Genomic DNA, 26,447 nt, shown 5'->3' on the forward strand with positions numbered 1-26,447 from the left:
AAATCAATGCTATGACTACTGTAAAGTTCTTAGAACAACGACGAGTCGTCCGTAGCACATGAGTAGATTGTTTTGAAATCACAGGGGCAAAAGGCCAAAGACACGGCTTGTTAACATTTATGTAAACTTTCGTTTTATATGTAAGCGATTTGTGCTGTAATTATTCGCTAAGCTATTCGTCTAACTTATCTACATTGTGTGCAGCCATTCGTTGTCGATGTGATAGTTATGGTTATGGAAGTCTTTTGGCTTAAATAAGGATATTAAATGCGTTCTCTATCGGTACAGTGGAAAATAACTCTATTAGCGGGTTGTTGTTTGATCATTACGTCACTGTCTCTTATTGGTTTCTCGATCTATAACGCGACGAGCAATCAACAAGTCATCAAATCTCAAAGCTCAGAATCAGTGATCAATAAAACTCAACAGTTGTTGGCGTCTGTTTCTCAGCTTAATGCCCAAGAAACTCAACGCTATGTTGACGAAGCGATTTATCGCGCAGAGATGCTTGCGGCCAGTGCTCAGTTTCTAAAGAACAATGCAGATGAAAACTTTACTCCGAGTGAAGAGCTTCGTACTGCATTAGACGAAATGGTGCGTCGCTCAGTTTTAAACTTCGATTCAATTCAAGGTGCTTATCTAGTATTCAAGCCTGACTTACTCGATAGTGAAGATGCGAACTATGTCGATGCTGATTATGTAGGTTCTAACGAGAAAGGACGTTTCGCTCCTTACTGGAAGGTAGCGGATAATGGCGAGAATGTTCTCTCGAACGTGCTTTCAGAATCAACATTGAATGACAACAGCAATAGCGAACGTTTTTACTGTCCGTTATCTTCAGGACAAACTTGTATCAGCACCCCACGAGTGGTGAACAGCGGCGGTACAGCATTATTGACGTCCTCTATTTCAGTTCCAATTTTAGTCGACGATGTTGCGATTGGTTTTCTTGGTATCGACTTAAGACTTGATGGCTTAACCAGTGTGATTACTCAATCTGACCAGAGTTTGTTTAACGGTGCAGGTAAAGCTTACGTGGTTAGCCTAGACGGCTCCGTTATCGCTTCTGAAGATTCAAATATTGCAGTCGGTTCTAAATTCCAAAGTGATAATACCAACAGTGACTTAATGACCGATTTTATCTTCGGCGGTGAAGTAACAACGCAGTGGAGTGAGAATGGTGAGTGGTTACTTGCGTTTGCACCTGTTGTTGCTGCTAACCAAACTTGGGGCGTGTTGTTTGAGATCCCAAGAGACAGTGTCGTCGCTGATGCAAATAAATTGGATTCCATCATTAGCACCAAACTAAGTGAAGGCATCAAAACAGAAGTCATTGCCGGTACGGTATTTATTATCTTTGGTTTAGCTATTATCGCATTTGCTTCGTTGTCTATCGTGAAGCCGATTCGTCAGGTAGTGGAAAGGCTGAATGACATCGCTTCTGGTGAAGGTGATTTAACCCAGCGCTTAGAAGTGAAGTCTCAAGATGAAATCGGTCAGTTGTCGAAAGGCTTTAATTTGTTTCTAGATAAGCTGCAACATACGATCAAAGAAGTCATTCAAACCACAGAGCAAGTGGCAAACACGACCAGTCAAGCGAAGGCATCAGCATCAAGTACTCGCGAAAGCAGCGAATCTCAATTTAAAGAAGTAGATTTGGTAGCTACAGCGGCTGAAGAGATGACTCAAACTGCGGGCTTAGTGGTACAAAACGCAGAAGTTGCGGTAGACGCAGCTTGTGAGGCAAATCGTTCAGCTCAGCAAGGGCAACAAGTTATTGAGCTTTCTGCAGGTGAAATGAGAAAGCTGGTGGAGCGCATGTCGAGTGCCGTACCTATTGTAGAAGAGCTAGCGAAGAACAACGGCAATATCACAGAGATCTTAAGCGTTATCGAGGGGATCTCTGAACAGACTAACTTGTTAGCATTGAATGCGGCGATTGAGGCTGCTCGTGCTGGTGAGCAAGGTCGTGGTTTTGCGGTCGTTGCAGACGAGGTAAGAAACCTAGCAAGCCGCACACAATCATCCGTTGGTGAGATCAGAGCGGTGATCGATAAGGTCCATGCGGGTACGCAAGATGTGGTGGAGGCGATCCAAGAAGGTAATATTCTTGCCAACGATACAGCGCTACATGTTCAAAATGCAGTAGAGGATCTCGGCTCGATCTTTACCTCAATTGAAGCGATTAGTGACATGAACAATCAGATCGTGAGAGCAGCAGAAGAGCAACAATCGGTTTCCGGTGAAGTGAATCAGAGCGTGGTTAATATTCGCGATTTGAGTGCGAAGATCTTGGAACAAGCGGCAGCTTCTGAACAAGTGGGTAATGAAATTGATCAGCTGTCTCAGCAGCAACAGAAATTGGTTAATCAGTTCAAGGTCTAAGCCTTAAACAATTCTTGGATAGAAAAAGGGACAAATGAAGATTTCATTTGTCCCTTTTTTAGTTGTTTCTTGAAAAGTAGGTTAATAAATAGCGTCTGACGCTGCTTACTCTTCGATGAACCAGTAGCCTTTGTTAACCAAATCAGTCATGACCGTTACGCCCGAAGGTGATAGGGCAGTAGCCGAGGTAATCACGGTCTCATCGCACAGTGTATTGAGTAATGAAGAATCCGCTTCATCAACCTTAACCACTTCGCCATTGATGTAAGCTGTGTTACTTTGATTTTCGTGGTAGAGCGCTTTCAAGCCTGATACTCGGTGGATTTCACCTTCTGAATCTAGGTGCTGGGCAATTTCTTCTTGAGTCCATAGTGGCTCAGGTGCAACGATCTCTAGCTGGTGGCGTGATTGGCTCAGTAAGCAACCCATGAAGTCGCTAACCGTCTCTGGTTGTTCAAGGGCTGATTTGAGCATATCAGTCAGGTTACTCAAATCTGACGAACGAATCTTGCCGTAGCCATCCTGCATTTTGAACTCAGGATCATGCAAGTGCACATCACCCATATCATGAGCAAGTACAAAGTCGGCAAAGTTACTGATCAGCTCTTGCTCTTTCGGAGAGCGGTAGCCAATGGAGTAGCTCATTGATGGTTCTAGCGTATTGCCTTCGTGTGGAAAGCCTGGCGGGATATAAAGGATATCGCCTGGTTCTAGGATTTCATCAATGATTGGCTCAAAGCCTTCGATTTGACGAAGAGCAGAAGCGCGGACGGTCTCTTTATATTGACCGATATCTTTTGCGCCGACTTTCCATTGACGCTTACCTTGACCTTGAGTGATGAATACATCGTATTGGTCAATATGCGGGCCAACACCACCTTCAGGTGCTGAGTAGCAAATCATCAGATCATCGAACAACCAGTTTGGTAATTGTTGGAACGCTTTCGTTAGCTCATTGGCACCTTGATGCCAATGGTTTGCTGCTTGAACGATCAATTGCCAGTGAGTTTCTGCTAATTCACCAAATTTTTCTTCGGCGAATGGACCATGCTCTGCTGTCCATTGGTTGTTGAGGTTAGAAACAAAGCGAGAATCCACTTCTTCTTCCATCGATAAACCAGCAAGTTCTTCCGGCGAAATTGGGTCGACGAAGTTTTGGAAGCCACCTTTTAAGATGGTTGGTTTCTTATGCCAATAATTTTCAAGAAACTCGGGCATAGAAAAGCTAAGTTGGTACATGTGAATCCTGTATGTTTTGATGCTAGTTGCTAGTTGCTAGTTGCTAGTTGCTAGTTGCTAGTTGCTAGTTTGGCTTGTAAATCTTGTTGGACAATCTTAATTGCTTCTAACGCAACCTTTGGGTCGATCTCGTTGCTTTCGAGTAGGTAGATCAAGTCGACAGCTAACTTAACTTCTTCAGGTGCGTTATCCAATGGTGATGATGTGTTATCAGTGCTCATTTCGCTTTGGGTTCTCTATATTAATCAGTCTTTCGATGTTCTTCATCGAGTCTTCACAGCGCTCCAAACGCTCTTTCGCTAACATCCAAGCGTTTTCTGCTTGTGCTTTACTATGACGTGGTGCGGAGTCTAGCGCTAACTTACGTCGTTTAACTAAATCAACTAAACGTCTTTGCCAATCTTGGTGCTGAGCCAAGTCATTATACAAATCGTTCAAGGTTTTCCCTGATTTACTTTTTCTGTCTAAGCGTAAATCGTGATTGGCGAGCTCGCGTTGCAAAGCCGCTATCTGGTTAGTTAATTTGTCGGTTAAGTAATTCGCGCGTGATGCAGAAAGTTGATTGGTGCTCTGTTCGCGAATAATGGTGTGATAAGTCGCTTGGGTTTCAAGTGCGTAGGGGAGTAGAGTCGAGGCGCCACATTTAAACAATGTTTTGTCGAAAAGCGCCTGATGATAAGAGCCTCGAGATTTATCTACCTGCGAACAGTGACCGAGTAAGGTATCAATGACACTTTTGATTTGTGAAAATTGACTCATTTTACTTCCTGTAATCCAATGGCTATAGGTTTACAAACCAAGCTTCGTAAGCCAGTTTTATCGCTAGTATACTGACAACCGTAACAAAGACTGGTCGTATAAACGTAGCACCAAATCGAATTGCGGAATGTGCCCCAACGAATGCACCTGCCATTAGACAAACGCCCATGGTTAACCCCAACACCCAATCAATATGACCAAGAATCGCGAAGGTCACCAAAGAAGTGAAGTTACTGGTAAAATTCATTGCTTTTGATAGGCCAGAAGCCAGCAGGATATTTAGGCGGTATAGTGCCATCGAGCTCACCGTCCAAAAAGCGCCAGTTCCCGGGCCTGCAACGCCATCGTAAAAGCCAAGAACGAAGCCTTGGTACTTTTGTTTCTTCTTAAGTACAGGACAAGGTTTTGGTGACACGTTGTGATTGGCATTCGGTGTCTTATGAAAAATGGTGTAGATGGCTGCTGCAAGAATGATCAGTGGCAGGACTTTCTCAAGCCATTGAGTGCTGATAGCGTCGACTGTTAGCGTACCTATGGTTGCGCCGATCAAGGTTGTTATAAATGCATTTATCCAACATTCTGGCTTAAACAGCTTTTTACGATAATAAGTAAAAGCCGCTGTTGATGAAGCGAACGTGGCTGCAAGCTTATTTGTACCAAGCGCGATGTGTGGCGGTAGTCCAAGGGATAACAATGCAGGGACTGTTAACATGCCCCCGCCACCGGCGACAGCATCAATAAAGCCTGCTGCAAATGCAACCAGCGCAAGTATAACCAACATGGTTGGTTCAATCATTTCCATAAATAGCTGTTGTTCTCGTTATTGGCCGTCAGAATAGCCGATGGGCTATTCGTGTTTGATTGTGAATGCAGGGGCCAAGCGATGACTGACCCACAACTGCTCTAAGGCAGAAAAGTTAGTATTTTATTGTTCTTTTAAAAGGCGGTAGTGAATCGAGTAGGGACTTGCCATATCGCTTCGTGACTATGCGTCGATCAAGGATCGTGACTTTACCAGAATCTCTTTCCTTACGCAGCAGTCGACCAACAGATTGAATAAGCTTTTTACTCGCTTCTGGAACAGTAATCTGCATAAAGGGATTACCGCCGCGTGATTCAATATATTCCGAATGCGCTTGCTCTACTGGTGAGGTTGGAACACCAAAAGGAATCTTGGTAATTACTAGGTTTTCAAGCAGCTCACCCGGCAAATCCAGACCTTCAGAAAAGCTGCCAGTTCCAAAAAGAACGCTAGTTTTACCTTGGTCTATTAGCTTTTTATGTTTTTTTAGAATTTCAGCGCGTGAAGTATCACCTTGCACCTGCAACGCCCATGATTTTTTAACGAAATCTGTTGCTAAAGCCTCTGCAACTTTATTCATTTGCCAGTAAGAAGAGAATAGAACGAGATTAGCTTTGTTGTCTTCTATTACCTTAGGCAAAATTTCAATAAGATATTCGGTAAACTGAGGCGCTTGCGGTTCGTATTTCATGGCTGGAACGATCAGCTCCGCTTGATTTTGATAATCAAACGGTGATGCTAAAGCCAGAAATTGCACGCCATCTTCTTCTTTTTGACTTATCCCCGCTTGGTGACAGAAAAAGCTGAACGAGTTGAGTGCTCTCATGGTCGCAGAAACAAGTACCGCGCCGACACAACGGCTCCAAATCTGTTGGTCAAGCTGCCAACCAACTTCGAGTGGAGAAACATTCACGACGAAATCGCCTTCACTCTCTTTATTGAGTTCAAGCCAGCGAGCTAAAGGCGCGCCTTTTTCGCGTTTAGGTTCGGCCATTAAGCGCCAAACTTGCGCTAGGTTTTCTGTTCTTTGTATATAGAAGCCGATTTCAGCAAGCGCGGGCTCAGCTAATTTCGCTGAAAGTTCTCCATCTTTAACACGTTCAGCAATAAGGTCTGCAATCTTCGCAACAGCCTGACTCGCTTTTTGACTCAATTGTTTGAGGTCTTTAGATTCGTTCTCTAACCATTCTGGTAAGTCACCATGTTGAAAACGGTACAATCCATCTTCAAAATGGGTGGCGTCAAACTGCTTGCTTAACTGAGTCAGAGTAGGAATCAGCTGTTGTACAGAATCCTGCAATTCATTTCTGAATCGACCCACTCGCTTTTCATCCGCCAAGCCTGAAAGCTTGGTGATGGATTGATTTAAACGCTCTAACCATGAAGCTGCACCTTTTAAACTTGCCGCCGCAGAAGAGTGATCTCTTGCTACGTGTGGTAAGTGGTGAGCCTCATCAAATATATAGATGCTGTTTTCTGGCTCAGGCAGTATCACGCCGCCACCTAAGTCAGCGTCTGCCATCACCAAGCTGTGATTGGCAATAATCACATCTGCCTTATCTAGCTCTGAGCGTGCTTTTTGGAAAGGGCAATCTCTATGAGTAGGCATACTGTTATTACAGCTGTGTTTATCACTGACAATCATTTGCCAAATCATGTTGTCGATTGGTTTCGGCCATGAATCACGGTCGCCATCCCATTTACCTTGAGTCAAGCTGCGGTACATGGTCTGTAATTGTTCGATGTCTTTTTGCTTTGGCTTGGATTCGAACATAGCCATCTGACCGCCATCAACCCCACAAGCAGCGGCTAGCTTTTCGGCACAGCAATAACGCTGTCTACCTTTGGCGAGTATAAAAGAGAACTCTCTATCAGTTAGTCTTCTATATAGAGGGAGATCTTTATTTACGAGTTGTTCTTGAAGTGCAACTGTCGCTGTTGAAATGACGATTTTTCGATTGTTGAGTACCGTAACCGGGATCGTCGCCATTAAATAAGCAAGTGATTTACCAATCCCCGTTCCTGCTTCAGCAACAATCATGCGATTACTTTTGTGGTATTGACCACAAAGTGTCTTCGCGATTTCTGCAACAAGGTAATTTTGAGCACGCCTAGGTACAAAGTTGTCCAACTGTTCTTGGAGGTTTTGATAACTGGTGCGAATAGAATTTTGAATTTTAGTAGTTAGCATACTGTGACCTACGTAACGGAGCGAGGATAGTAGCACATATCACTAGTCGGTACATTTACCGTGAAATAGCTTGCTTTTGAACCAAAGGTAGATCTTGTTCACAAAAAAAAACTGAACCATCAGGAACTTAACGATTTTATTTATCTTGCGAAATATAAATATTAAAAAAGACTGGCTTGTAGGTGTTAAATTCTGCTCTATGGTTGTTTTTTAGATTTCTGGTGGTTATTAATTCTGTTTTGTTGTTTTTTTGGATTATTATATTTCCTGATAAAACTAAGGATAACTTGCTCGTAAAACAATGAAAAAAAATGTAAGTGTTTGATTTTGATTGGTTTGTGTTTTTTTTAGGTTTGTTTTTAGTTTATTTGACACACAGGATAATCTTTTGCAATCTAGACCTCGAAATTTAGTGACGGTGATTAACCAACAAAGAGTGGTAATGACCAGTCATAAAAAATAAAAGGGAACCGGGCAAGGATCTCCCATTCTTAGAAAAGGCAGTGGATTTATTATGAAAAAGACTCTATTAGCGCTAGCTATCGCAGCGGTATCAACTTCTGCATTCGCAGTTGAAACAAGTTCTCAAAACTCTAAGCCAATGTTTGAGTTTGAAGACATGCACAAAGATCAATTCTCAGTATCTGGTGCATGGGGTGTTGGTGGTTACTACGATTCATACTCTGGTGCATTCTACGATGATTGGGCAACTGCTCTAACACTAGCAGTAAGCTACAAAAACAACCGCTGGGTTGGTTACTTCGAAACTGACCTAGAAATGAACTACATCTCTGACACAAACGAGTCAGCTAAAGTTGCTGAAGTTTACGACAGCATTGAGTCAGGTCCTACAACTGATGTAGACAAAGCATGGTTAGGTTTCGATACTGGTTTCGGTGTTGCATCTTTCGGTTGGGAAAATGACACAGCTCTAGATAAAGTTGATGGCGCTGGTGACATGACTTACGAATTTGGTGCTTCTGCTGGCGATGCTTCTGATGGTTTTAACGTAGTGAAATTCCAAGGTGCTACTTCAGGTGTTGCTTACGGTATCTCTTACTTCGAAACTAAAGATAGCCACAAAGCAGCTGACAAAGGTGTGAACGGTTACGTTGGTTTCGAACACGAAATTTTCAATATCTACGCTGGTTACGAAGACCGTGACGAAGCAGATTACACAGTAACTTCTGTATCTGGTAACGTTAAAATTGGTGATACTGTTAAGCTAGGCTTCAACTCTTGGATTGACGACGGTGAGAAAGATCCAAGCAAACTAAATCTTTTAAACAAGAAGAAGACTGGTTACTACCTATCAGGTGCATTTGATGCGTCTGAGCAAGTAACAGTTGCAGCTGGTTACGGTGCAAACACTACAGAACAAGATCGCCTTGCTGATGAAGACTACAGCTACATGAACGTTGCTGTTATGTACACGCACAGCGACCGTCTAGACATGGGTATTGATATCAAACAAGAACTTGACGTGTTTGATGGCGTTCGTAAAGAAAGCTCTGACGAAGAGACATTCGTATTCGCAGCTGCTTACTACTACTTCTAATAGTCTAACTCTTAGTTAAGTAACGCTGTAAAAGCCAGTCTTATGACTGGCTTTTTTGTGTCTGATATTTGTCAACGCATATAAAAATGGCCGCTCAAACTAGCGGCCATTTTTATATTCTCGATATTTCGACTTTAAATCTCTTTCCACTCACCAGGCTGAAGCTGACCTACGTTCATATTACCCATCGAATAGCGAATAAGGCGCAGGGTAGGGAAGCCGATGTTTGCTGTCATGCGTCTGACCTGACGGTTACGTCCTTCGATGATAGTAATCGCTAACCAGGTTGTCGGTATCGCTGCTCTAAACCTTACTGGAGGGGTTCTTTCCCAAACAGCAGGCTCGGACATTACTTCCACTTTAGCTGGCAGTGTCATGCCGTCTTTTAGCTCTACACCTTTTCTCAATTTATCTAAATCTTCCTCAGAAGGTGCGCCTTCAACCTGTACCCAGTAAGTCTTTGGTGATTTTGAGTTCGGTTGAGTCAGCTTAGCTTGAAATATGCCATCGTTGGTCAAGACCAATAACCCTTCGCTGTCACGATCAAGTCGGCCTGCGGCATAAACATCTTTAACTGGAATAAAATCAGCCAGTGTTTTTCTGCCTTCTCCATCAGTGAACTGGCTTAAGGTATCGAATGGCTTGTTGAACAAAATAACCTTGCGATCTTTGAGTGCAATTTTAGGTTTTGCGTTCGCAGGTTTCGCTTTGTATCTGTGTTTACTTGAGTGCGATTTCTTATGCGAATTACCAGTGTTATTTTTATCACCGTTTCGGCCTTGTCTGTTGCCGCTTTGTTTTAATGTGGCGCCAGAACGAGCGGGTTTGTCTGAACGAGATGCGCTGCGTGAGCGAGTAGACATGTTAACTACCTTGCAAAAATGTAAACGAAGTGTGCTGAAAAGTTTTCACTGAAACGGAATTGAGCTATCATTTGCGCGCCTAAAAGACACAAAATAGAACAAGTTTATGGACTCTTGAGCCTGAATTGTTTAATTATACCAACGTGTTTTATTATAACAACGCACTCACGGATTTGGTTCATGCTGTCATTAGATTGCATGAAAAATAAGATAGAGTACGACTATCGAGTAAGCAGTTTTCACTCTCAGAGTCGCTTACTGGTCAATTTATAACATTCTCACTATTCATGTGAGCTTGTAAGAACTATAGGGAAATTTCATGCCTACTGAAAAACCAACTATCATCTATACCATTACAGACGAAGCTCCGGCATTAGCAACTTATTCTCTACTGCCAATCATTCAATCTTTTACAGCTTCTTCAGGTATTGACGTTGATACTCGCGACATTTCACTTGCAGGGCGCATTATTGCCAACTTCCCTGATTACTTGAACGAAGAACAACGTATTGGTGATGCATTAGCAGAACTAGGTGAATTGGCTAAAACACCAGAAGCGAACATCATTAAGCTTCCAAACATCTCTGCATCAGTACCTCAACTACAAGCAACAATCAAAGAGCTACAATCAAAAGGCTACGCACTTCCAAACTACCCAGAAGAAGCAAACACTGACGAAGAGAAAGCAGTTAAAGCGACTTACGATAAGATCAAGGGTAGTGCAGTAAACCCAGTATTGCGTGAAGGTAACTCAGACCGCCGAGCACCGCTTTCAGTTAAAAACTACGCGAAGAAAAACCCGCACTCAATGGGTGCATGGTCAGCAGACTCTAAGTCGCATGTTGCAAGCATGGAAGATAAAGACTTCTTCGGTAGCGAAAAATCAACAACAATCAACGGTGCGACAGAAGTAAGCATCGAGTTTGTAGGTAAAGATGGTGCTAAGAAAACATTGAAGCCAGCATTTGCGCTACAAGATAAAGAAATCATCGATGCTTCAGTAATGAACAAAGCTGCTCTAGTAGCATTCTTTGAAAAAGAAATCGCATCAGCGAAAGAGCAAGGCGTACTGCTTTCTCTGCACATGAAAGCAACCATGATGAAAGTCTCTGACCCAGTGATCTTTGGTCATGCGGTCAAGGTTTACTACAAAGACGTTTTCGCTAAGCACGGTCAGCTTTTTGAAGAGCTAGGTGTTGATGTTAATAACGGTATCGGTGATGTATACGCTAAGATCGCGTCATTGCCTCAAGATCAAAAAGCGGCAATTGAAGCTGACTTACAAGCGGTTTACGAAACTCAGCCACCACTTGCGATGGTAGATTCAGACCGTGGTATTACTAACCTGCACGTACCAAGTGACATCATCGTTGATGCATCTATGCCTGCAATGCTGCGTTCTTCTGGCCAAATGTGGGACCCGGAAGGTAAGCAAAAAGATACTAAAGCAATGATCCCAGATCGTAGCTACGCGAGCATCTACCAAGCGGTAATTGATTTCTGTAAAAAGAATGGCGCATTCGACCCAACAACTATGGGTAGTGTTCCAAACGTAGGTCTAATGGCTCAAAAAGCAGAAGAGTACGGTTCTCATGATAAAACATTCATTCTAGAGGCTGCTGGTCAGGTTCAAGTGGTTGACGCTTCAGGTTCTGTACTTCTAGAGCAAGACGTAGAGGAAGGCGACATCTTCCGTATGTGTCAGGTTAAAGATGCACCAATCCAAGATTGGGTTAAGCTTGCTGTTACACGTGCTCGTGCATCAGCTACTCCAGCCGTATTCTGGCTAGACGAGTCTCGTGCACACGACGCAGAGCTTATTAAGAAAGTGAATACTTACCTACCTGAGCATGATACAGATGGTCTAGAGCTGAAGATTCTTTCTCCATTGGAAGCGACCAAGTTCTCTCTAGTTCGTATTAAAGAAGGTCTAGATACAATTTCAGTAACTGGTAACGTACTGCGTGATTACCTAACTGACCTGTTCCCAATCCTAGAGCTTGGCACATCGGCTAAAATGCTATCAATCGTTCCACTAATGAACGGTGGTGGTCTATTTGAAACGGGTGCTGGCGGTTCTGCTCCTAAGCACGTTCAACAAGTAGAGAAAGAAAACCACTTGCGTTGGGATTCTCTTGGTGAATTCTTGGCATTAGCTGCATCTCTAGAGCACCTAAGCGTGGTTACTGGTAACGCTAAGGCTCAAGTTCTCGCTGATGCGCTTGATAAAGCGACCGGTGAATTCCTAGACAACAACAAGTCACCATCACGTCGAGTAGGTGAGCTTGATAACCGTGGTAGCCACTACTACCTAGCGGCGTACTGGGCTAAAGCACTTGCAGAGCAAACTGCTGATGCAGACCTTGCAGCTGAATTTGCTGCAGTGGCAAGCCAGTTAGCTGAAAGCGAAGAAGCAATTGTAGCTGAGCTAAATAACGCACAAGGTGTTGCTGGTGACTTAGGTGGTTACTACCTATTTGATGATGCACTAGTTTCTGCACTGATGCGCCCAAGTGCTACATTAAACGCATTTATCGACGCTTAGAATGCAGCGTTTCTGTGAGTGCTTTCTAACGCGCGAACAGATGACATAATAAAAGACGCTTTAATGTAATCGTTAAAGCGTCTTTTTTGTTTCTGCCTATTTCACTGTCGAACCCGGTATCAAACTGCCTCTACGCAGAACATAGGTCTCACCCAAGATCAAAAAAACCGCTCATTTAACCTACGTATAGGTATTAAAGGAACGGTTTTCATAGTCTTTTAACGTTCTAATAGTGCTATTTAGGTCAACACGATATGGCAGCTTTGCCTATTTACTTGCACTGCCTTCTACAGGAACAACGGAGCTAGCGTGCGAGCCTTTAGGTCCACTTTCTACTTCATAGTCGACCTGCTGACCAGCCTTTAAGGTTCTGTAACCTTCCATTTGTATTGTGGAGTAGTGCGCAAAGATATCGCCTTCTTCACCTTCTGGACAAATAAAGCCAAACCCTTTGGCATTGTTAAACCATTTTACTGTACCTGTAGCCATGCTATACATCCCTCATGCATTTTGTTACTAACGTTGTTTACATCAAATCAATGTAAGTTCGATTGACATCATTCCCACCAACCAAAGTTGTTCAGTTGGCAGTTTGAATTTCAGACATTGCTTACGGAAATTAACACTGCCCTGCGTAATTATTCCTTATTGTTAAATTTTCAAGCGTGTTATGAAACTGTATTAGAAAAACCTTTTAGCTCCAATGTAGCTAATGATTGAGCACAGTCAATAGTAAATTGGTATAAAAGTGATCAATTTTAATAACAAATCACATTCGAGATTTACCACAAACTATTAACTAAATAGTAACTTAGAGCATTTCGTATCGTTATCGTCAATAGTTATGGCGTGTTTTTAATCAATCACATATGTTAATCCTGTGAATCGAGATCTTTTATTTGCAGCGATGGAAATGGTGGATTAGGCTCAGTATAGAGGAATATTTTTTGGTACTGTTTTTCGGTGCGGTTTCTTAGTACACCGTAAAGCGTGAATGTGGTAAATTTAAGTTACACAAACATTCACCACTTCCGAAAAATAACCCTTAGCAAAGCGATATGAGCAGAAACTTTGAATGGGCATCTCCAGGCTCAGATTTACTGGAGAAAGAAGCAACAAAAGTAAAGCCACCGGCAATGTATAACGTCGTACTGAATAACGATGATTACACGCCAATGGACTTTGTAATCGAGATCCTAGAGCGATTCTTCTCACTAGATATCGAAAAAGCAACGGAAGTGATGCTCAAGGTTCATTATGAAGGTAAAGCTATATGCGGCACATACAGTGCTGAAATAGCGGAAACAAAGGTAGCGCAAGTCACGATGTACTCAAAGGAAAATGAGCATCCGCTACTATGTACAATGGAGCAAGTATAAATTGCTCGAACAACACTGTTGTTCCCTTAGGAGGTACTTATGCTAAATAAAGAATTAGAGTCGAGTTTAAATGGCGCATTTGCTCGTGCGCGAGACAAGCGACATGAATTTATGACTGTCGAACACCTCCTACTAGCATTATTAGAAAATGATGCGGCTAAGGAAGCGCTCCAAGCTTGTCAGGCTGATCTCGATGCTCTTCGCAACGAGCTCGATATTTTTATTGATCAAACGACCCCACTTATCCCAGAAAGTGATGAAACTCGTGAGACCCAACCTACGTTGAGTTTCCAACGAGTGCTTCAACGTGCTGTTTTTCATGTCCAATCTTCGGGTCGTAGTGAAGTAACAGGTGCTAATGTGCTTGTTGCTATTTTCAGTGAGCAAGAGTCACATGCGGCTTATCTTCTTAAGAAAAATGACATTAGCCGTTTGGATATCGTTAACTTCATCTCACATGGTATTACTAAAGCCAGTAATGAAGGCGATAGTGCTTCATCATCAGACTCATTTGGTGGAGCAGAGAATGCCGAAGAAGCAAATTCAGAAGACCGCTTAGAAAACTTTGCGACCAACCTCAATGAAGTGGCGAAGCAAGGCAATATTGACCCACTAATCGGTCGAGACAAAGAGCTTGAGCGAACTATTCAAGTCCTATGTCGTCGCCGTAAAAACAACCCTCTGCTCGTTGGTGAAGCTGGTGTAGGTAAAACAGCTATTGCTGAAGGCCTTGCATGGCGTATCGTTGAAGGACAAGTGCCTGAAATTATTCAGAGTAGCGTGATTTACTCTCTAGATATTGGTTCACTGCTTGCGGGTACTAAATATCGTGGTGACTTTGAGAAACGTTTTAAAGCGATTCTTAAGCAACTAGAGAAAGAAGAAGACGCGATTCTGTTCATCGATGAGATCCACACCATTATTGGTGCGGGTGCTGCGTCGGGTGGGCAAGTTGATGCGGCTAACTTAATTAAACCACTACTAAGTAGCGGTAAGTTGCGCTGTATCGGTTCAACGACATATCAAGAATACAGCAGTATTTTCGAGAAGGAGCGCGCGCTATCTCGTCGTTTCCAAAAAATCGATATTGTTGAGCCTTCATTAGATGATACGACTAAGATTCTGATTGGCTTGAAGCCAAAATACGAAGCTCACCACGAAGTACGTTACACCAACAAGGCTTTACGTGCGGCTGTGGAGTTGTCTGCGAAATACATTAACGAACGTCATCTTCCTGATAAGGCGATAGATGTTATTGATGAAGCGGGTGCTCGTAGTCGTTTAGCTCCAGCAAGCCGTCGTAAGAAAACAGTTAGCGTGGCAGATATTGAGTCAATGGTTGCGAAAATGGCTCGTATTCCAGAGAAATCGGTCTCTTCTTCAGACAAAGATACGCTGCAGAAACTGGACGATCGCATGAAAATGTTGGTGTTCGGACAAGATCCAGCTATCGATGTATTGAGTGAAGCGATTAAGCTAACGCGTGCAGGACTTGGTGCTGACAATAAACCTGTTGGTTCATTCCTATTTGCAGGCCCTACAGGTGTAGGTAAAACTGAGGTGACGGTTCAACTATCTAAACTAATGGGTATTGAGCTACTGCGCTTTGATATGTCTGAGTACGGTGAGCGTCACTCAGTGAGTCGCTTAATTGGTGCTCCTCCTGGTTATGTTGGATACGATCAAGGCGGTCTGCTAACGGATGCGGTTATTAAAAATCCGCACTCGGTTGTACTGCTTGATGAGATCGAGAAAGCTCACCCTGATATCTTCAACCTATTACTTCAGGTGATGGATAACGGTACGCTAACGGATAACAACGGTCGTAAAGCGGATTTCCGTAACGTGATCCTTGTGATGACGACTAACGCGGGTGTGGCTGAGACAGAGAAGAAATCGATCGGCCTGATCCAACAAGATCACGCACCAGATGCGATGGGCGAAATTAAGAAAGTCTTTACTCCTGAGTTCCGTAACCGTCTTGATAACATCATTTGGTTCAATAGCCTTGATCCAAGTGTGATTAGCCAAGTTGTCGACAAGTTCATTGTTGAGCTTCAGGTTCAGCTGGATGCTCGTGGCGTATCTCTAGAAGTTTCTGAAGATGCTCGTCACTGGTTAGCAGACAAAGGCTATGACAAGACAATGGGCGCTCGTCCAATGGGGCGTGTGATTCAAGAGAAGCTTAAGAAGCCGCTTGCGAATGAACTGTTGTTCGGTAGCTTAGTTGATGGTGGTACGGTTAAAGTAACACTTAAAAAAGACGAACTTCATTTTGTCTATGTCGGTGCTAAAGAAGAAGTGATGCACTAACAAAGAGGCAGATAGCTCTATAGCATAGGCATAAAACGCATGACTTAGGTTGTGCGTTTTTTTTATGTTTTGAAGATACGAGATACTAAGAAAAGGGGTTAAGACAAAGTGGCAAACGGTAGGCAATAAAAAACGGAGCATTAAGCTCCGTTTCTTATCGTATTCGATAATTAAAAATTAACGAGCACGGAAGACGATGCGGCCTTTAGAAAGGTCGTATGGAGTCATCTCAACAGTTACTTTATCACCAGTAAGAATACGGATGTAGTTCTTACGCATTTTACCAGAGATGTGTGCTGTCACTACGTGACCGTTTTCAAGCTCAACACGGAACATTGTGTTTGGTAGAGTATCAAGGACAGTGCCTTGCATCTCGATTACGTCTTCTTTAGCCATCTAATCCTCTTTCGAAACTTGGCGGTTTTCAACGGCTTGATTGTGCCGTCAAAATCAAAATATGTAAAGTTGTGGCGTATTCTACCCTTGCCACCGCTGATTTACTAGCCTTTGATGACGTTGAAATCGTACTTTATAGTTCATAGCAGGGCATTCATCGATTTGATAACCCAAATATAGCCACTGTTTGTGTTCTTTCTGAGCATGTTGGATTTGGAATAAAACGCCAAGCGTCCCCATGGATATATCGATGTCCGGATCGAAAAAGGTATAAAACGCACTGGTACAGTGAGACATCACATCGGTCACAGCGATACCAACGAGATCGCTCTCGTTGTAAATATGCATAAACTTAGTGGTTAACCACTCATTTTTTGAAAATTGTAGAAACTCTTCTTTTTTAGGTGGGTACATAGTGCCTGAACGATGGCGAGCGGTGATATAACGGCTATATAAGTCAAACCAGTTATCATCCATTGTATCTTTGAGCTCCCAACGAAAGGTTTTCGCTTTGTTGAGAATTCTTCGCTGACTTTTGGAAAATTTAACGTCGGGAATTGAAAGGCGAATCGCCTGACATGCTGAACAATTGTCGCAATGTGGCTTATAGATGGTGGCACCGCTGCGACGAAAACCGTTCGCAAGCAGAACTTCATAATTTTCTGAGGTGTGCATGTGCTCATCAAGCGTAACAGCGACTCTTTCCTCGAGGTGAGGGAGATAACTACACGCGTGATTGTCTGTTAATCCAATTCTGATTTGTTGTAAATCTGGATTCATTAAGGCATTTCCTCTAGCCATTGGTTTTCAAAGCATACATCGTTAACAGGCTTATCTTTCAGTAATTGCAGAGAGCTGAGAAACTCTTCTCTTTCTACTTCTAATGCCCCCATAGACTCCAAATGAGGGTTCATGACTTGGCAATCAATGAGCTTGCCTCCAGACTGAGCAAAGTGGTGACAAAAATACCATAGAGCGATTTTAGAGGCATTGGTCTTTAAGCTAAACATGGATTCACCGCAAAAGACTTGTCCTCTTTGTAAGCCATACAGCCCACCGACTAGCTCGTCACCTTGCCATACTTCCACCGAGTGACAGAAGCCTAACGAAGCGAGCTCTCGGTAGGCGGCCTGCATGTCGCTGTTTAGCCAGGTCTCTTCTTCCGGTCTTAGCGATGAGCAATAACCGATAACTCTATTCGTCGCTTGGTTGATGCTGACACGATAATTATGTTTTCTTTGAAACTTTTTAAGACTTTTTGATGGTTTGAATGTCTTAGGATTAAATACCGCTCGTGGTGCTGGGCTCCACCAAAGTATAGGCTCACCTGGGCCATACCATGGAAATATACCGTGACTATAAGCATTTAAGATTCGCATTGGCGATAAATCTCCCCCAAAAGCAAGAAGGCCATTTGGCTCCTCCAGTGCATCGAAGGGAGATGGAAACTCTATACTAGTAGTATCGAGTTCAGTTAGGTATATAGTCATAAGTACCGCGTAACAGATTAATCACTGACCATGAGGTCATTAGGAGTTTTACCATGAAGAAGTTGCTTTGGATTTTACTTGTTTTGCCCATGTTGGCAAATGCAGCTTATAACCGAAATCAAGCTCGACCGGTGAATGAGGTTGTTTATGGTGAGATTGATACCGTGAGATATATTACTCAACAAGAGATAGTGGAATCGAAAGCGAGCGGCTGGGAGACCCTATTAGGTGCTGCGATTGGTGGTTTAATTGGTAACCAATTTGGTGGTGGTACAGGTAAAGAAGTAGCAACGGCTGTCGGTGCTGTTGCTGGGGCTGGAATCGCTCGTAACCGAGGTAATAGCCAATATCGCGTGGAGTATAAGTTGGTTGAACTGCTGGTTAAAACCAAAGATGACAAACTCGTCAATATCATCCAAGACGTCGATAGCACGATGTTGTTTAACCGAGGTGACGACGTGAGAATCCTCTATTTTTCAGATGGTGTTCGTGTTGATCTCGTGTACTAGTATAAAAATACGATTGGTTGGCTAATTAATCACCTTTTTGAAGGGGATTAGCTCTGGAGTTCATTGGAAAAGTTCGTTAGTCTGCAAGTACGAAGAATTATTCATCACCCGAAAATAAATACTCGCCAGTGACTTCGGGTGGTACAAGGACTAAAAGATTTAATGGAAAGCCTTACGTTACAACCAATTCAAAAAGTGAGTGGGGAAGTTAACCTACCTGGCTCTAAAAGTGTTTCTAACCGTGCGCTTCTTTTGGCTGCGCTTTCAACTGGAACGACTTGCCTAACCAACTTATTAGACAGTGATGACATTCGCCACATGTTGAATGCTCTGACCCAGTTAGGCGTTGATTATCAGCTATCAGCGGACAAAACCGTATGTGAAGTGACGGGCGTTGGTGGTGCATTCTCAAGCGATAAAGCACTCGAACTTTTCTTAGGTAACGCTGGTACTGCGATGCGCCCGCTTGCTGCTGCACTTTGTTTAGGTCATGGTGAATACGTTCTAACTGGTGAGCCGCGCATGAAAGAGCGTCCGATTGGTCACTTAGTGACTGCTTTGCGAGAAGCTGGTGCTGACGTTGAATATTTAGAAAATGAAAACTACCCACCGTTGAAAATCACAGGCACGGGTCTGAAAAGCGGTACGGTTTCGATCGACGGTTCTATTTCTAGCCAATTTTTGACGGCATTTTTGATGGCAGCACCGTTAGCAGAAGGTGAAGTGACCATCAAAATTGAGGGTGAATTGGTTTCTAAACCATACATCGATATCACGCTACACATTATGAAACAATTTGGTGTGGACGTGATCAATAACGATTACCAAGAATTTGTCATTCCAACGGGTCAATCATACAAAGCACCAGGTGATTTCCTTGTAGAAGGCGATGCATCTTCGGCGTCTTACTTCCTAGCAGCTGCTGCGATTAAAGGTGGTGAAATTAAGGTAACGGGTATTGGTAAAAACAGTATCCAAGGTGATATCCAATTCGCTGATGCACTTGAAAAAATGGGTGCTGAAATTGAATGGGGCGATGACTATGTTATCTCTCGTTGCGGTGAGCTGAAGGGCATTGATATGGACTACAACCATATTCCTGATGCAGCAATGACGATTGCGACAACAGCCCTATTTGCAAAAGGCACAACAGCGATTCGTAACGTCTACAACTGGCGCGTGAAAGAGACCGATCGTCTTGCGGCCATGGCAACCGAACTACGTAAAGTGGGTGCTGAGGTAGAAGAGGGCGAAGACTACATCATCGTTAATCCAGTGGCTGAATTGAAACATGCGGCGATTGATACTTACGATGATCACCGTATGGCAATGTGTTTTTCGTTGGTCGCGCTAAGTGATACGCCGGTAACGATTAATGATCCGGGTTGTACATCAAAGACATTCCCTGACTACTTCGACAAGCTGAAGATGCTGAGTCAATAAGAACGCTAAGTTGATAAAACTCAGGAAGTAAAAAAGCTTGCCTAAATGGCAAGCTTTTTAATTACTGCTGAAGCGTAAATTCTTTTGAAAGATGGTGCGCTAAGTATTTAAACATGTTAAATACTGCGGTTGTATTTTCTGTCGGCATCCCATTGCTGTCTAGGAAGTATTCGCCTTTGAAGACGAGCACATCGTCTTTCTCTACTACGCTGTTTGCGCGCATGCCTTCAATGTAGTCATCATGTGATTGGATAATTTGGTTTGCGATAAGCAGTAAATCAAATTCTGCTATTACTTTCTTTGTCATGAGTTTATCTCTGATAACTGAATATAACGTTGAGTTTATGGTGTCGAACTAGAAATTCAATGATTTCACAACCGATTAAGAGAGTCTTTTCGAATATCCACAATTTATTTTGTGATTTATGGCAAAAATAATGGAATGGGGCTCGCGTTCGATTCGTGGACAAGCTTAGTATGAGCCCGTTTAGAGTTAATGCCTGATGAATAGGCTCTTGCTAGTATTCTTTTCGAGTACTTTATAGCTTCTTTATATTGTGACCCTTTTATCTGTGAGTCGTCGAATTGTCGAGCGATCAGATCCAATTTTGAAAAAAGCGGTTGATCTTCTAGTAAACTCGCACAATAGTAAAAAAAGAAGCAATGAATTTAGAATATCATGCGTAAAAGCCCGCAAGTTAAATTGTTGGTGCTGAAGCATCGTGATTAAGGACGTTAGAGTCAATATGGGTAAATCGCTCGTTATAGTGGAGTCGCCGGCCAAGGCTAAAACTATCAATAAATACCTTGGCAAAGACTTTGTCGTTAAGTCGAGTGTAGGTCACGTACGTGATTTACCAACGGCAGGTCAAAGTACTGGTAAAAAGGCTGCTGCAGTTTCAACAAAGGGTATGAGCCCAGAAGAAAAAGCTCGTATCAAGAAAGAAAAAGATCGCAAAGCTCTCATTAAAAAGATGGGTATCAACCCATATAAAGAGTGGGAAGCAAATTACCAAGTATTACCTGGTAAAGAGAAAGTCGTTGCTGAATTGCAAAAACTGGCTGAGAACGCAGACCATGTTTATCTCGCAACCGATTTGGACCGCGAAGGAGAAGCTATCGCATGGCACCTTCGTGAGATCATCGGTGGCGATGAAACGCGATACAAGCGAGTGGTGTTTAACGAAATCACCAAGAACGCAATTCAACAAGCTTTTGAAACTCCGGGTGAGTTGAATATCGATGGCGTAAATGCACAGCAAGCACGACGTTTTATGGACCGTGTTGTTGGCTTTATGGTGTCACCTCTGCTTTGGAAGAAAGTAGCACGAGGCCTATCCGCTGGCCGTGTTCAATCAGTGGCTGTAAAGCTTCTTGTTGAGCGTGAGCGCGAGATCAACGCCTTTATTCCGGAAGAGTTCTGGGATGTGCATGCTGATACCAAAACAGCGGAAAAAACAGATTTTAGACTTCAAGTTGCACAAAAAGACGGTGTTGCGTTTAAACCTGAAAATGAAGCGCAAACACAAGCTGCATTGAGTGTTCTTGAGAAAGCACAGTACGAAGTATGTAAGCGTGAAGACCGCCCAACGAAGAGTAAGCCGTCTGCACCGTACATTACTTCAACGCTTCAACAGGCTGCGAGTACCCGTCTTGGCTACGGCGTAAAGAAAACCATGATGTTGGCGCAACGCCTATATGAAGCGGGCTACATTACTTATATGCGTACTGACTCAACTAACTTGAGTTCAGAAGCGGTAGAAGCAGCTCGTGAATACATCGGTTCTGAGTTTGGTGCAGAGTACCTGCCACCTAAAGCGCTAGTATACGGCAGCAAAGAGGGCGCTCAAGAGGCTCACGAAGCGATTCGTCCTTCAAGCGTTGATGTTAAGTCAGAAGATTTAAATGGCGTAGACGCAGACGCATACAAGCTTTACTCGCTGATCTGGAATCAATTCGTAGCGTGTCAAATGACCCCTGCGCAGTACGATTCAACAACAGTAAGCGTGAAAGCTGATGAGTACACCCTAAAAGCGAAAGGTCGTATCCTAAAATTCGACGGTTGGACTCGTGTTCAACGTCCGATGGGTAAAAACGAAGATACGATCCTGCCTGCAGTACAAATTGGCGATAAGCTGGATCTTATTGCATTGGATCCTAAGCAGCACTTTACTAAGCCACCTGCTCGTTTCACTGAAGCGGCGCTTGTTAAAGAACTTGAGAGACGTGGTATCGGTCGTCCTTCAACATACGCGTCGATCATCTCTACCATTCAAGATCGTGGTTACGTGAAAGTTGAGCAGCGTCGTTTCTATGCTGAGAAGATGGGTGAAATTGTTACTGACCGTCTAGACGGCAGCTTCAATGACCTAATGAACTACGATTTTACTGCTCGTATGGAGCAGAAGTTAGACCAAATCGCTGAAGGCGAAGCAAGCTGGAAAGGTGTGCTAGATAATTTCTTCAAAGATTTCACCGGTGATTTGGAAAAAGCCGATCTCGACGAAGATGCAGGCGGCATGAAGCCAAACCACATCGTTGAAACTGATATCGAGTGTCCAACTTGTGGCCGTAATATGGGTATTCGTACTGCTTCGACAGGCGTATTCCTAGGCTGTTCTGGTTATGCACTTCCACCAAAAGAGCGTTGTAAGACAACGATTAACCTTGGTGATGAAGAAGGGATTATCAACGTTCTTGAAGAAGATGTTGAAACCGCAGCACTTCGAGCTAAAAAGCGTTGCCCAATTTGTGAAACGGCAATGGACGCTTATCTGATTGATGACAAGCGTAAGATGCATGTATGTGGTAACAACCCGAACTGTGAAGGTTACGTGGTTGAACACGGCGAATTCAAAGTAAAAGGCTATGATGGCCCGCTTGTTGAGTGTGACAAGTGTGGTTCAGATATGGTTCTGAAGAATGGTCGTTTCGGTAAGTACATGGACTGTACGAGTGAAGATTGTAAGAACACTCGTAAGATTTTGAAAAACGGCGAAGTTGCGCCACCAAAAGAAGACCCAGTACATTTCCCTGAACTTCCATGTGAAAATTCAGATGCGTACTTTGTGCTTCGTGATGGTGCTTCTGGTCTATTCATGGCAGCAAGTAACTTCCCTAAATCACGTGAAACTCGTGCTCCTTTAGTGGAAGAGTTAGTTCGCTTTAAAGACCGTATTTCACCGAAGTTCCAATACCTGACGACAGCTCCAGTTGCTGATCCTGACGGTAAGCCGACAGTGGTTCGTTTTAGTCGTAAGACAAAAGAGAACTACGTTCGTACAGAAGTGGATGGTAAGCCTTCTGGTTGGACCGCCTTGTACATTGACGGTAAATGGGAAGTAACGGATAAACGTAAAAAGCCCAAAGAAAAGTAACTGAACGTTATTGATATAAAAAGCAGCCAATAGGCTGCTTTTTTTCGACTCATATATGACTAATTATGCAACTGATTGAAATTAAGTCTTAGTTGTAATCTTTTATTAAATTCATAGCGTAAAATAAATTAAGAGATTAATCACACTATCTTATGCAACTGTAACGAATGTGTAACTTAATTAGAATATTGTAACTCACAGATCAGTGTTTAGTTGTATACCTGATGTGTGTTGGGTGTTAATGTAATGTTTCGCTCAAACGGTGTAATGTGAGCTGCTTTAAGTCTTAGGAAAGCAATCAGCTTACGTAGCACAGAATGGCGTATTAAAAATTGAAATCGGCTGGAAAGTCGATAACGTATATAAAACCAAGTGCAAACAATAGTGCACGAAAAACAACGTTTGGCTTAGGATACTGTCACTGTATGTGAATGGATATTCGCTAAGTACCGAAATCATTGTCAGTGCTCATCCCCCAGAGGAAGATACCTCTACGAGTGCTGACATCGACAAGCTATAAATATATGGAGAATAAAATGGCTGGTGTATTGGGAATGATTCTTGCTGGTGGTGAAGGCTCTCGCTTAAGACCTTTAACTGAATCGCGCAGCAAACCCTCGGTTCCTTTCGGTGGTAGTTACCGCTTAATTGATTTCGCTTTAAATAACTTCGTTAACGCGGATCTAATGAAGATCTATGTATTAACGCAGTTCAAGTCACAGTCACTGTTCCACCATATGAAAAAAGGTTGGAATATCAGTGGTATAACAGATCGTTTTATCGATCCAATCCCTGCTCAAATGCGTACGGGTAAGCGTTGGTATGAAGGCACGGCAGATGCTATCTACCAAAACCTTCGCTTCATGCAGCTAGAAGAACCGGATCAAGTTTGTATCTTTGGTTCTGACCACATCTACAAAATGGATATTAAGCAAATGCTTGATTTCCACAAAGAGAAGAAAGCGGCACTAACGGTTTCTGCTCTACGTATGCCTTTGGCTGAAGCATCAGAGTTCGGTGTTATCGAAGTTGATGCGGAAGGCCGTATGATCGGCTTTGAGGAGAAGCCTGCAAACCCTAAACCAATTCCAGGTGACCCTGATTCCGCATTGGTTTCTATGGGTAACTACGTATTTGAAGCAAATGAGCTTTTTGCGGAGCTCGTTGAAGATGCAGATCGTGAAGGTTCTTCACATGACTTTGGTAAAGACATTATTCCTAACATGTTCCCACGTGGTGATGTGTTTGTTTATGACTTCAGCACCAACCGCATTACTGGCGAGAAAGAAGAAGTTTACTGGCGTGATGTAGGTACGATTGACGCGTACTGGCAAGCGCACATGGATCTTCTTGAGAAAGATGCACCATTCTCACTATACAACCGCAAGTGGCCACTGCACACTTACTACCCACCATTACCACCTGCGACGTTTACAGACTCAGCTAATGGTCGTGTTCAAATCATCGATAGCTTAGTGTGTAATGGTAGCTATGTTCGTGGTTCTCGTATCGAGAAGTGTGTACTTGGCTTCCGTAGCAACATCGCATCAGCATGTGATATCAGTGAGAGTATCTTATTAGGCGACGTAAAAGTGGGCGAGGGCTGTGTACTTCGTCGTGTTATCGTCGATAAAGATGCAGACATCGCACCGGGTACACAGATTGGTGTAAACCTGAAAGAAGACAAAAAGCATTACCACGTCTCTGACGATGGTGTAGTAGTAATCCCTAAAGGAGCACGAGTTGGTTACTAAGACTCTCTCGGTACTTTTTGTAGCGTCTGAAGTTGAAGGCTTAATTAAAAGCGGTGGCTTGGCTGATGTAGCCAAGGCACTGCCTAAAGCGTTACAAACACTCGAGCAGGACGTTCGAGTGACCATCCCCGCTTACCGCAACATCCCAAATATTGATTCTGCAGAAGTTGTTCTATCGACAGAACTCGATCATTGGCCGCATACGGCTTATCAAGTTAAGAAGTTAAGCGTTGAAGGCGTACAAGTGTTTGGTATTGAATGTGCTAAATACTTCGACCGTCCAGAAATGTACGCTGAAAATAATCAGGCTTATGCTGATAATGGCGAGCGCTTTTCGTTCTTCAGTGCAGCATGTTTGGATATGCTTCCTAAGCTTGGTTTCCAACCTGATATTATTCACGCGAACGATTGGCATACAGGTTTTGTTCCTTTCTTGCTTAAATCTCGCTACCAGCAGCATGACTTTTTTGAGAACACTCGTAGCGTAATTTCAATCCACAACGCGGTGTTCAAAGGCGTATTCTCATACGATGAGCTGCAATGTCTTCCTGAAATGCACAGTCGTAATGTTCCGGAAGCTGCGGTCAGTGATACGCACGTAACCATGCTTAAAGCTGGCGTGTTATGCGCAGATAAAGTGAACGCAGTAAGCCCTACGTACGCAGAAGAGCTAAAAACAGAGCTTGGTAGTCATGGTATGGCGGCTGAGTTTCAACGCAGAGCTTCAGACTTAGTCGGAATCCTAAATGGTTGTGACTACGGTGCTTGGAATCCAGAAACGGATGCATTTCTTCCTCGTAAATACAAAGCGACCAAACACAGCATGGCGCGTGGAAAATCAGCGTGTAAACAGAAGCTTCAACAAGAAGTCGGCTTACCGGTCATCGATTGCGCAGTGTATGGGATGGTTTGTCGCTTAACGAACCAGAAAGGCATTCACTATTTGTTGCCTATCATTGAACAATTCTTGAAGAACGATCTTCAGATTGTGATTGTGGGTACGGGTGACCCTGTTTTAGCGAGCCAACTTAAAGAGCTATCAGCGCTGCATTCAGAAAAGTTCTCTTTTGTAGAGGCGTACAACAATGAAGTAGCGCATCTGGTTGAAGCGGGTTCTGACTTTTTCTTGATGCCTTCTGAGTTTGAACCTTGTGGTTTAAATCAGATCTACAGTATGGCTTATGGCACCTTACCGATCGTTCGCTCTGTCGGTGGTCTAAAAGACAGTGTTAATGATTATGACGAGGACCCTGAGGTTGCGACTGGCTTTGCTTTTGAAGAGCCGACTCCGCAGGCTTTGTTGGCCGTTCTACATCGTTCGTTGTTGCTTTACGCACAAAACCCATCTGAAATTAAGCGTGTTCAGCTTTATGCAATGCAGAAAGATTTTAGTTGGGAAGATGCTGCAAAAGAGTATCTAGCAATGTACCACTCTGCTATGTAG

Annotated in this window: 21 protein-coding genes; 10 read left to right on the plus strand and 11 right to left on the minus strand. The window is 43.3% G+C overall.

Features of this window, described 5'->3' with window-relative positions; all coding sequences use genetic code 11:
- The first annotated feature begins 267 nt into the window (after positions 1 to 267).
- Positions 268 to 2,385 (plus strand): methyl-accepting chemotaxis protein, encoded by a 2,118-nt coding sequence (locus L1D55_RS16675; RefSeq protein WP_239918174.1) that lies wholly within the window; start codon positions 268 to 270, stop codon positions 2,383 to 2,385.
- 105 nt (positions 2,386 to 2,490) lie between these two features.
- Here the strand turns inward: L1D55_RS16675 and L1D55_RS16680 are convergent, their stop codons facing one another.
- The 5 genes from L1D55_RS16680 to dinG all read right to left on the minus strand — a co-directional run bounded on the left by L1D55_RS16680 (position 2,491) and on the right by dinG (position 7,376).
- Positions 2,491 to 3,624, minus strand: a complete 1,134-nt coding sequence (locus tag L1D55_RS16680) for a cupin domain-containing protein (RefSeq protein ID WP_239918175.1) — start codon at positions 3,622 to 3,624, stop codon at positions 2,491 to 2,493.
- A gap of 50 nt (positions 3,625 to 3,674) precedes the next feature.
- Positions 3,675 to 3,845, minus strand: coding sequence for a pleiotropic regulatory protein RsmS (gene rsmS, locus L1D55_RS16685; RefSeq protein WP_004737421.1), 171 nt, complete (start codon positions 3,843 to 3,845; stop codon positions 3,675 to 3,677).
- Entirely contained in the window at positions 3,835 to 4,383 is a 549-nt protein-coding gene (locus L1D55_RS16690) for a primosomal replication protein (protein ID WP_198778486.1), read from the minus strand. The genes rsmS and L1D55_RS16690 overlap by 11 nt, the downstream gene beginning before the upstream one ends.
- 22 nt (positions 4,384 to 4,405) lie before the next feature.
- Positions 4,406 to 5,185, minus strand: a complete 780-nt coding sequence (locus L1D55_RS16695; RefSeq protein WP_239918176.1) for a TSUP family transporter — start codon at positions 5,183 to 5,185, stop codon at positions 4,406 to 4,408.
- 115 nt (positions 5,186 to 5,300) lie between these two features.
- Positions 5,301 to 7,376 carry an ATP-dependent DNA helicase DinG gene (gene dinG / locus L1D55_RS16700; protein ID WP_239918177.1) on the minus strand — a complete coding sequence of 692 codons (2,076 nt, stop codon included), beginning with the start codon at positions 7,374 to 7,376 and terminating at the stop codon, positions 5,301 to 5,303.
- 514 nt (positions 7,377 to 7,890) lie between these two features.
- Here dinG and L1D55_RS16705 point away from each other — a divergent pair.
- On the plus strand, positions 7,891 to 8,934 hold the full coding sequence (locus L1D55_RS16705; protein ID WP_239918178.1) for a porin: 1,044 nt from the start codon (positions 7,891 to 7,893) through the stop codon (positions 8,932 to 8,934).
- A 134-nt stretch (positions 8,935 to 9,068) separates the two neighbouring features.
- Here the strand turns inward: L1D55_RS16705 and L1D55_RS16710 are convergent, their stop codons facing one another.
- Positions 9,069 to 9,797, minus strand: coding sequence for a pseudouridine synthase (locus L1D55_RS16710; protein WP_239918179.1), 729 nt, complete (start codon positions 9,795 to 9,797; stop codon positions 9,069 to 9,071).
- Positions 9,798 to 10,116: 319 nt separating this feature from the next.
- On the opposite strand from L1D55_RS16710, the gene L1D55_RS16715 reads away from it, so the two are divergent.
- Positions 10,117 to 12,342: an NADP-dependent isocitrate dehydrogenase gene (locus L1D55_RS16715; RefSeq protein WP_239918180.1), complete on the plus strand. Its 2,226-nt coding sequence runs from the start codon at positions 10,117 to 10,119 to the stop codon at positions 12,340 to 12,342.
- A gap of 267 nt (positions 12,343 to 12,609) precedes the next feature.
- Here L1D55_RS16715 and cspD read toward each other — a convergent pair whose 3' ends face one another.
- Positions 12,610 to 12,831, minus strand: coding sequence for a cold shock domain-containing protein CspD (gene cspD / locus L1D55_RS16720; RefSeq protein WP_004737429.1), 222 nt, complete (start codon positions 12,829 to 12,831; stop codon positions 12,610 to 12,612).
- 569 nt (positions 12,832 to 13,400) lie between these two features.
- Here cspD and clpS point away from each other — a divergent pair.
- The gene (gene clpS / locus L1D55_RS16725) at positions 13,401 to 13,721 is read left to right on the plus strand and encodes an ATP-dependent Clp protease adapter ClpS (protein WP_004737430.1); all 321 of its coding nucleotides are present in this window, start codon (positions 13,401 to 13,403) and stop codon (positions 13,719 to 13,721) included.
- 39 nt (positions 13,722 to 13,760) lie between these two features.
- Positions 13,761 to 16,034, plus strand: a complete 2,274-nt coding sequence (gene clpA, locus L1D55_RS16730) for an ATP-dependent Clp protease ATP-binding subunit ClpA (RefSeq protein WP_004737431.1) — start codon at positions 13,761 to 13,763, stop codon at positions 16,032 to 16,034.
- Positions 16,035 to 16,211: 177 nt separating this feature from the next.
- On the opposite strand, the gene infA is transcribed toward clpA, so the two are convergent.
- The 3 genes from infA to aat form a co-directional block, all read right to left on the minus strand.
- On the minus strand, positions 16,212 to 16,430 hold the full coding sequence (infA, locus tag L1D55_RS16735; RefSeq protein WP_001040192.1) for a translation initiation factor IF-1: 219 nt from the start codon (positions 16,428 to 16,430) through the stop codon (positions 16,212 to 16,214).
- A gap of 81 nt (positions 16,431 to 16,511) precedes the next feature.
- Complete coding sequence (locus L1D55_RS16740; protein WP_239918191.1) at positions 16,512 to 17,210, minus strand: arginyltransferase; 699 nt, start codon at positions 17,208 to 17,210, stop codon at positions 16,512 to 16,514.
- The gene (aat, locus tag L1D55_RS16745; protein WP_239918181.1) at positions 17,210 to 17,920 is read right to left on the minus strand and encodes a leucyl/phenylalanyl-tRNA--protein transferase; all 711 of its coding nucleotides are present in this window, start codon (positions 17,918 to 17,920) and stop codon (positions 17,210 to 17,212) included. Before aat ends, L1D55_RS16740 begins: the two co-directional genes overlap by 1 nt.
- 53 nt (positions 17,921 to 17,973) lie before the next feature.
- On the opposite strand from aat, the gene L1D55_RS16750 reads away from it, so the two are divergent.
- Positions 17,974 to 18,429, plus strand: a complete 456-nt coding sequence (locus L1D55_RS16750; RefSeq protein WP_004737434.1) for a glycine zipper 2TM domain-containing protein — start codon at positions 17,974 to 17,976, stop codon at positions 18,427 to 18,429.
- A gap of 162 nt (positions 18,430 to 18,591) precedes the next feature.
- A complete protein-coding gene (aroA, locus tag L1D55_RS16755) occupies positions 18,592 to 19,872 on the plus strand; it encodes a 3-phosphoshikimate 1-carboxyvinyltransferase (protein ID WP_239918182.1) in 1,281 nt (426 codons plus the stop codon).
- A gap of 61 nt (positions 19,873 to 19,933) precedes the next feature.
- On the opposite strand, the gene L1D55_RS16760 is transcribed toward aroA, so the two are convergent.
- Positions 19,934 to 20,179: a YciN family protein gene (locus tag L1D55_RS16760; protein WP_004737436.1), complete on the minus strand. Its 246-nt coding sequence runs from the start codon at positions 20,177 to 20,179 to the stop codon at positions 19,934 to 19,936.
- 439 nt (positions 20,180 to 20,618) lie between these two features.
- Between L1D55_RS16760 and topA the strand changes: the two genes are divergently transcribed.
- The 3 genes from topA (at position 20,619) to glgA (ending at position 26,447) form a co-directional block, all read left to right on the plus strand.
- Positions 20,619 to 23,249, plus strand: a complete 2,631-nt coding sequence (gene topA / locus L1D55_RS16765; RefSeq protein ID WP_239918183.1) for a type I DNA topoisomerase — start codon at positions 20,619 to 20,621, stop codon at positions 23,247 to 23,249.
- Between the two features lie 524 nt (positions 23,250 to 23,773).
- Positions 23,774 to 25,003, plus strand: a complete 1,230-nt coding sequence (gene glgC, locus L1D55_RS16770; RefSeq protein ID WP_083803037.1) for a glucose-1-phosphate adenylyltransferase — start codon at positions 23,774 to 23,776, stop codon at positions 25,001 to 25,003.
- The gene (glgA, locus tag L1D55_RS16775; RefSeq protein WP_239918184.1) at positions 24,993 to 26,447 is read left to right on the plus strand and encodes a glycogen synthase GlgA; all 1,455 of its coding nucleotides are present in this window, start codon (positions 24,993 to 24,995) and stop codon (positions 26,445 to 26,447) included. Before glgC ends, glgA begins: the two co-directional genes overlap by 11 nt.

It is taken from the genome of Vibrio sp. Isolate22, assembly GCF_022398115.1.
Taxonomy (GTDB): Bacteria; Pseudomonadota; Gammaproteobacteria; order Enterobacterales; family Vibrionaceae; genus Vibrio.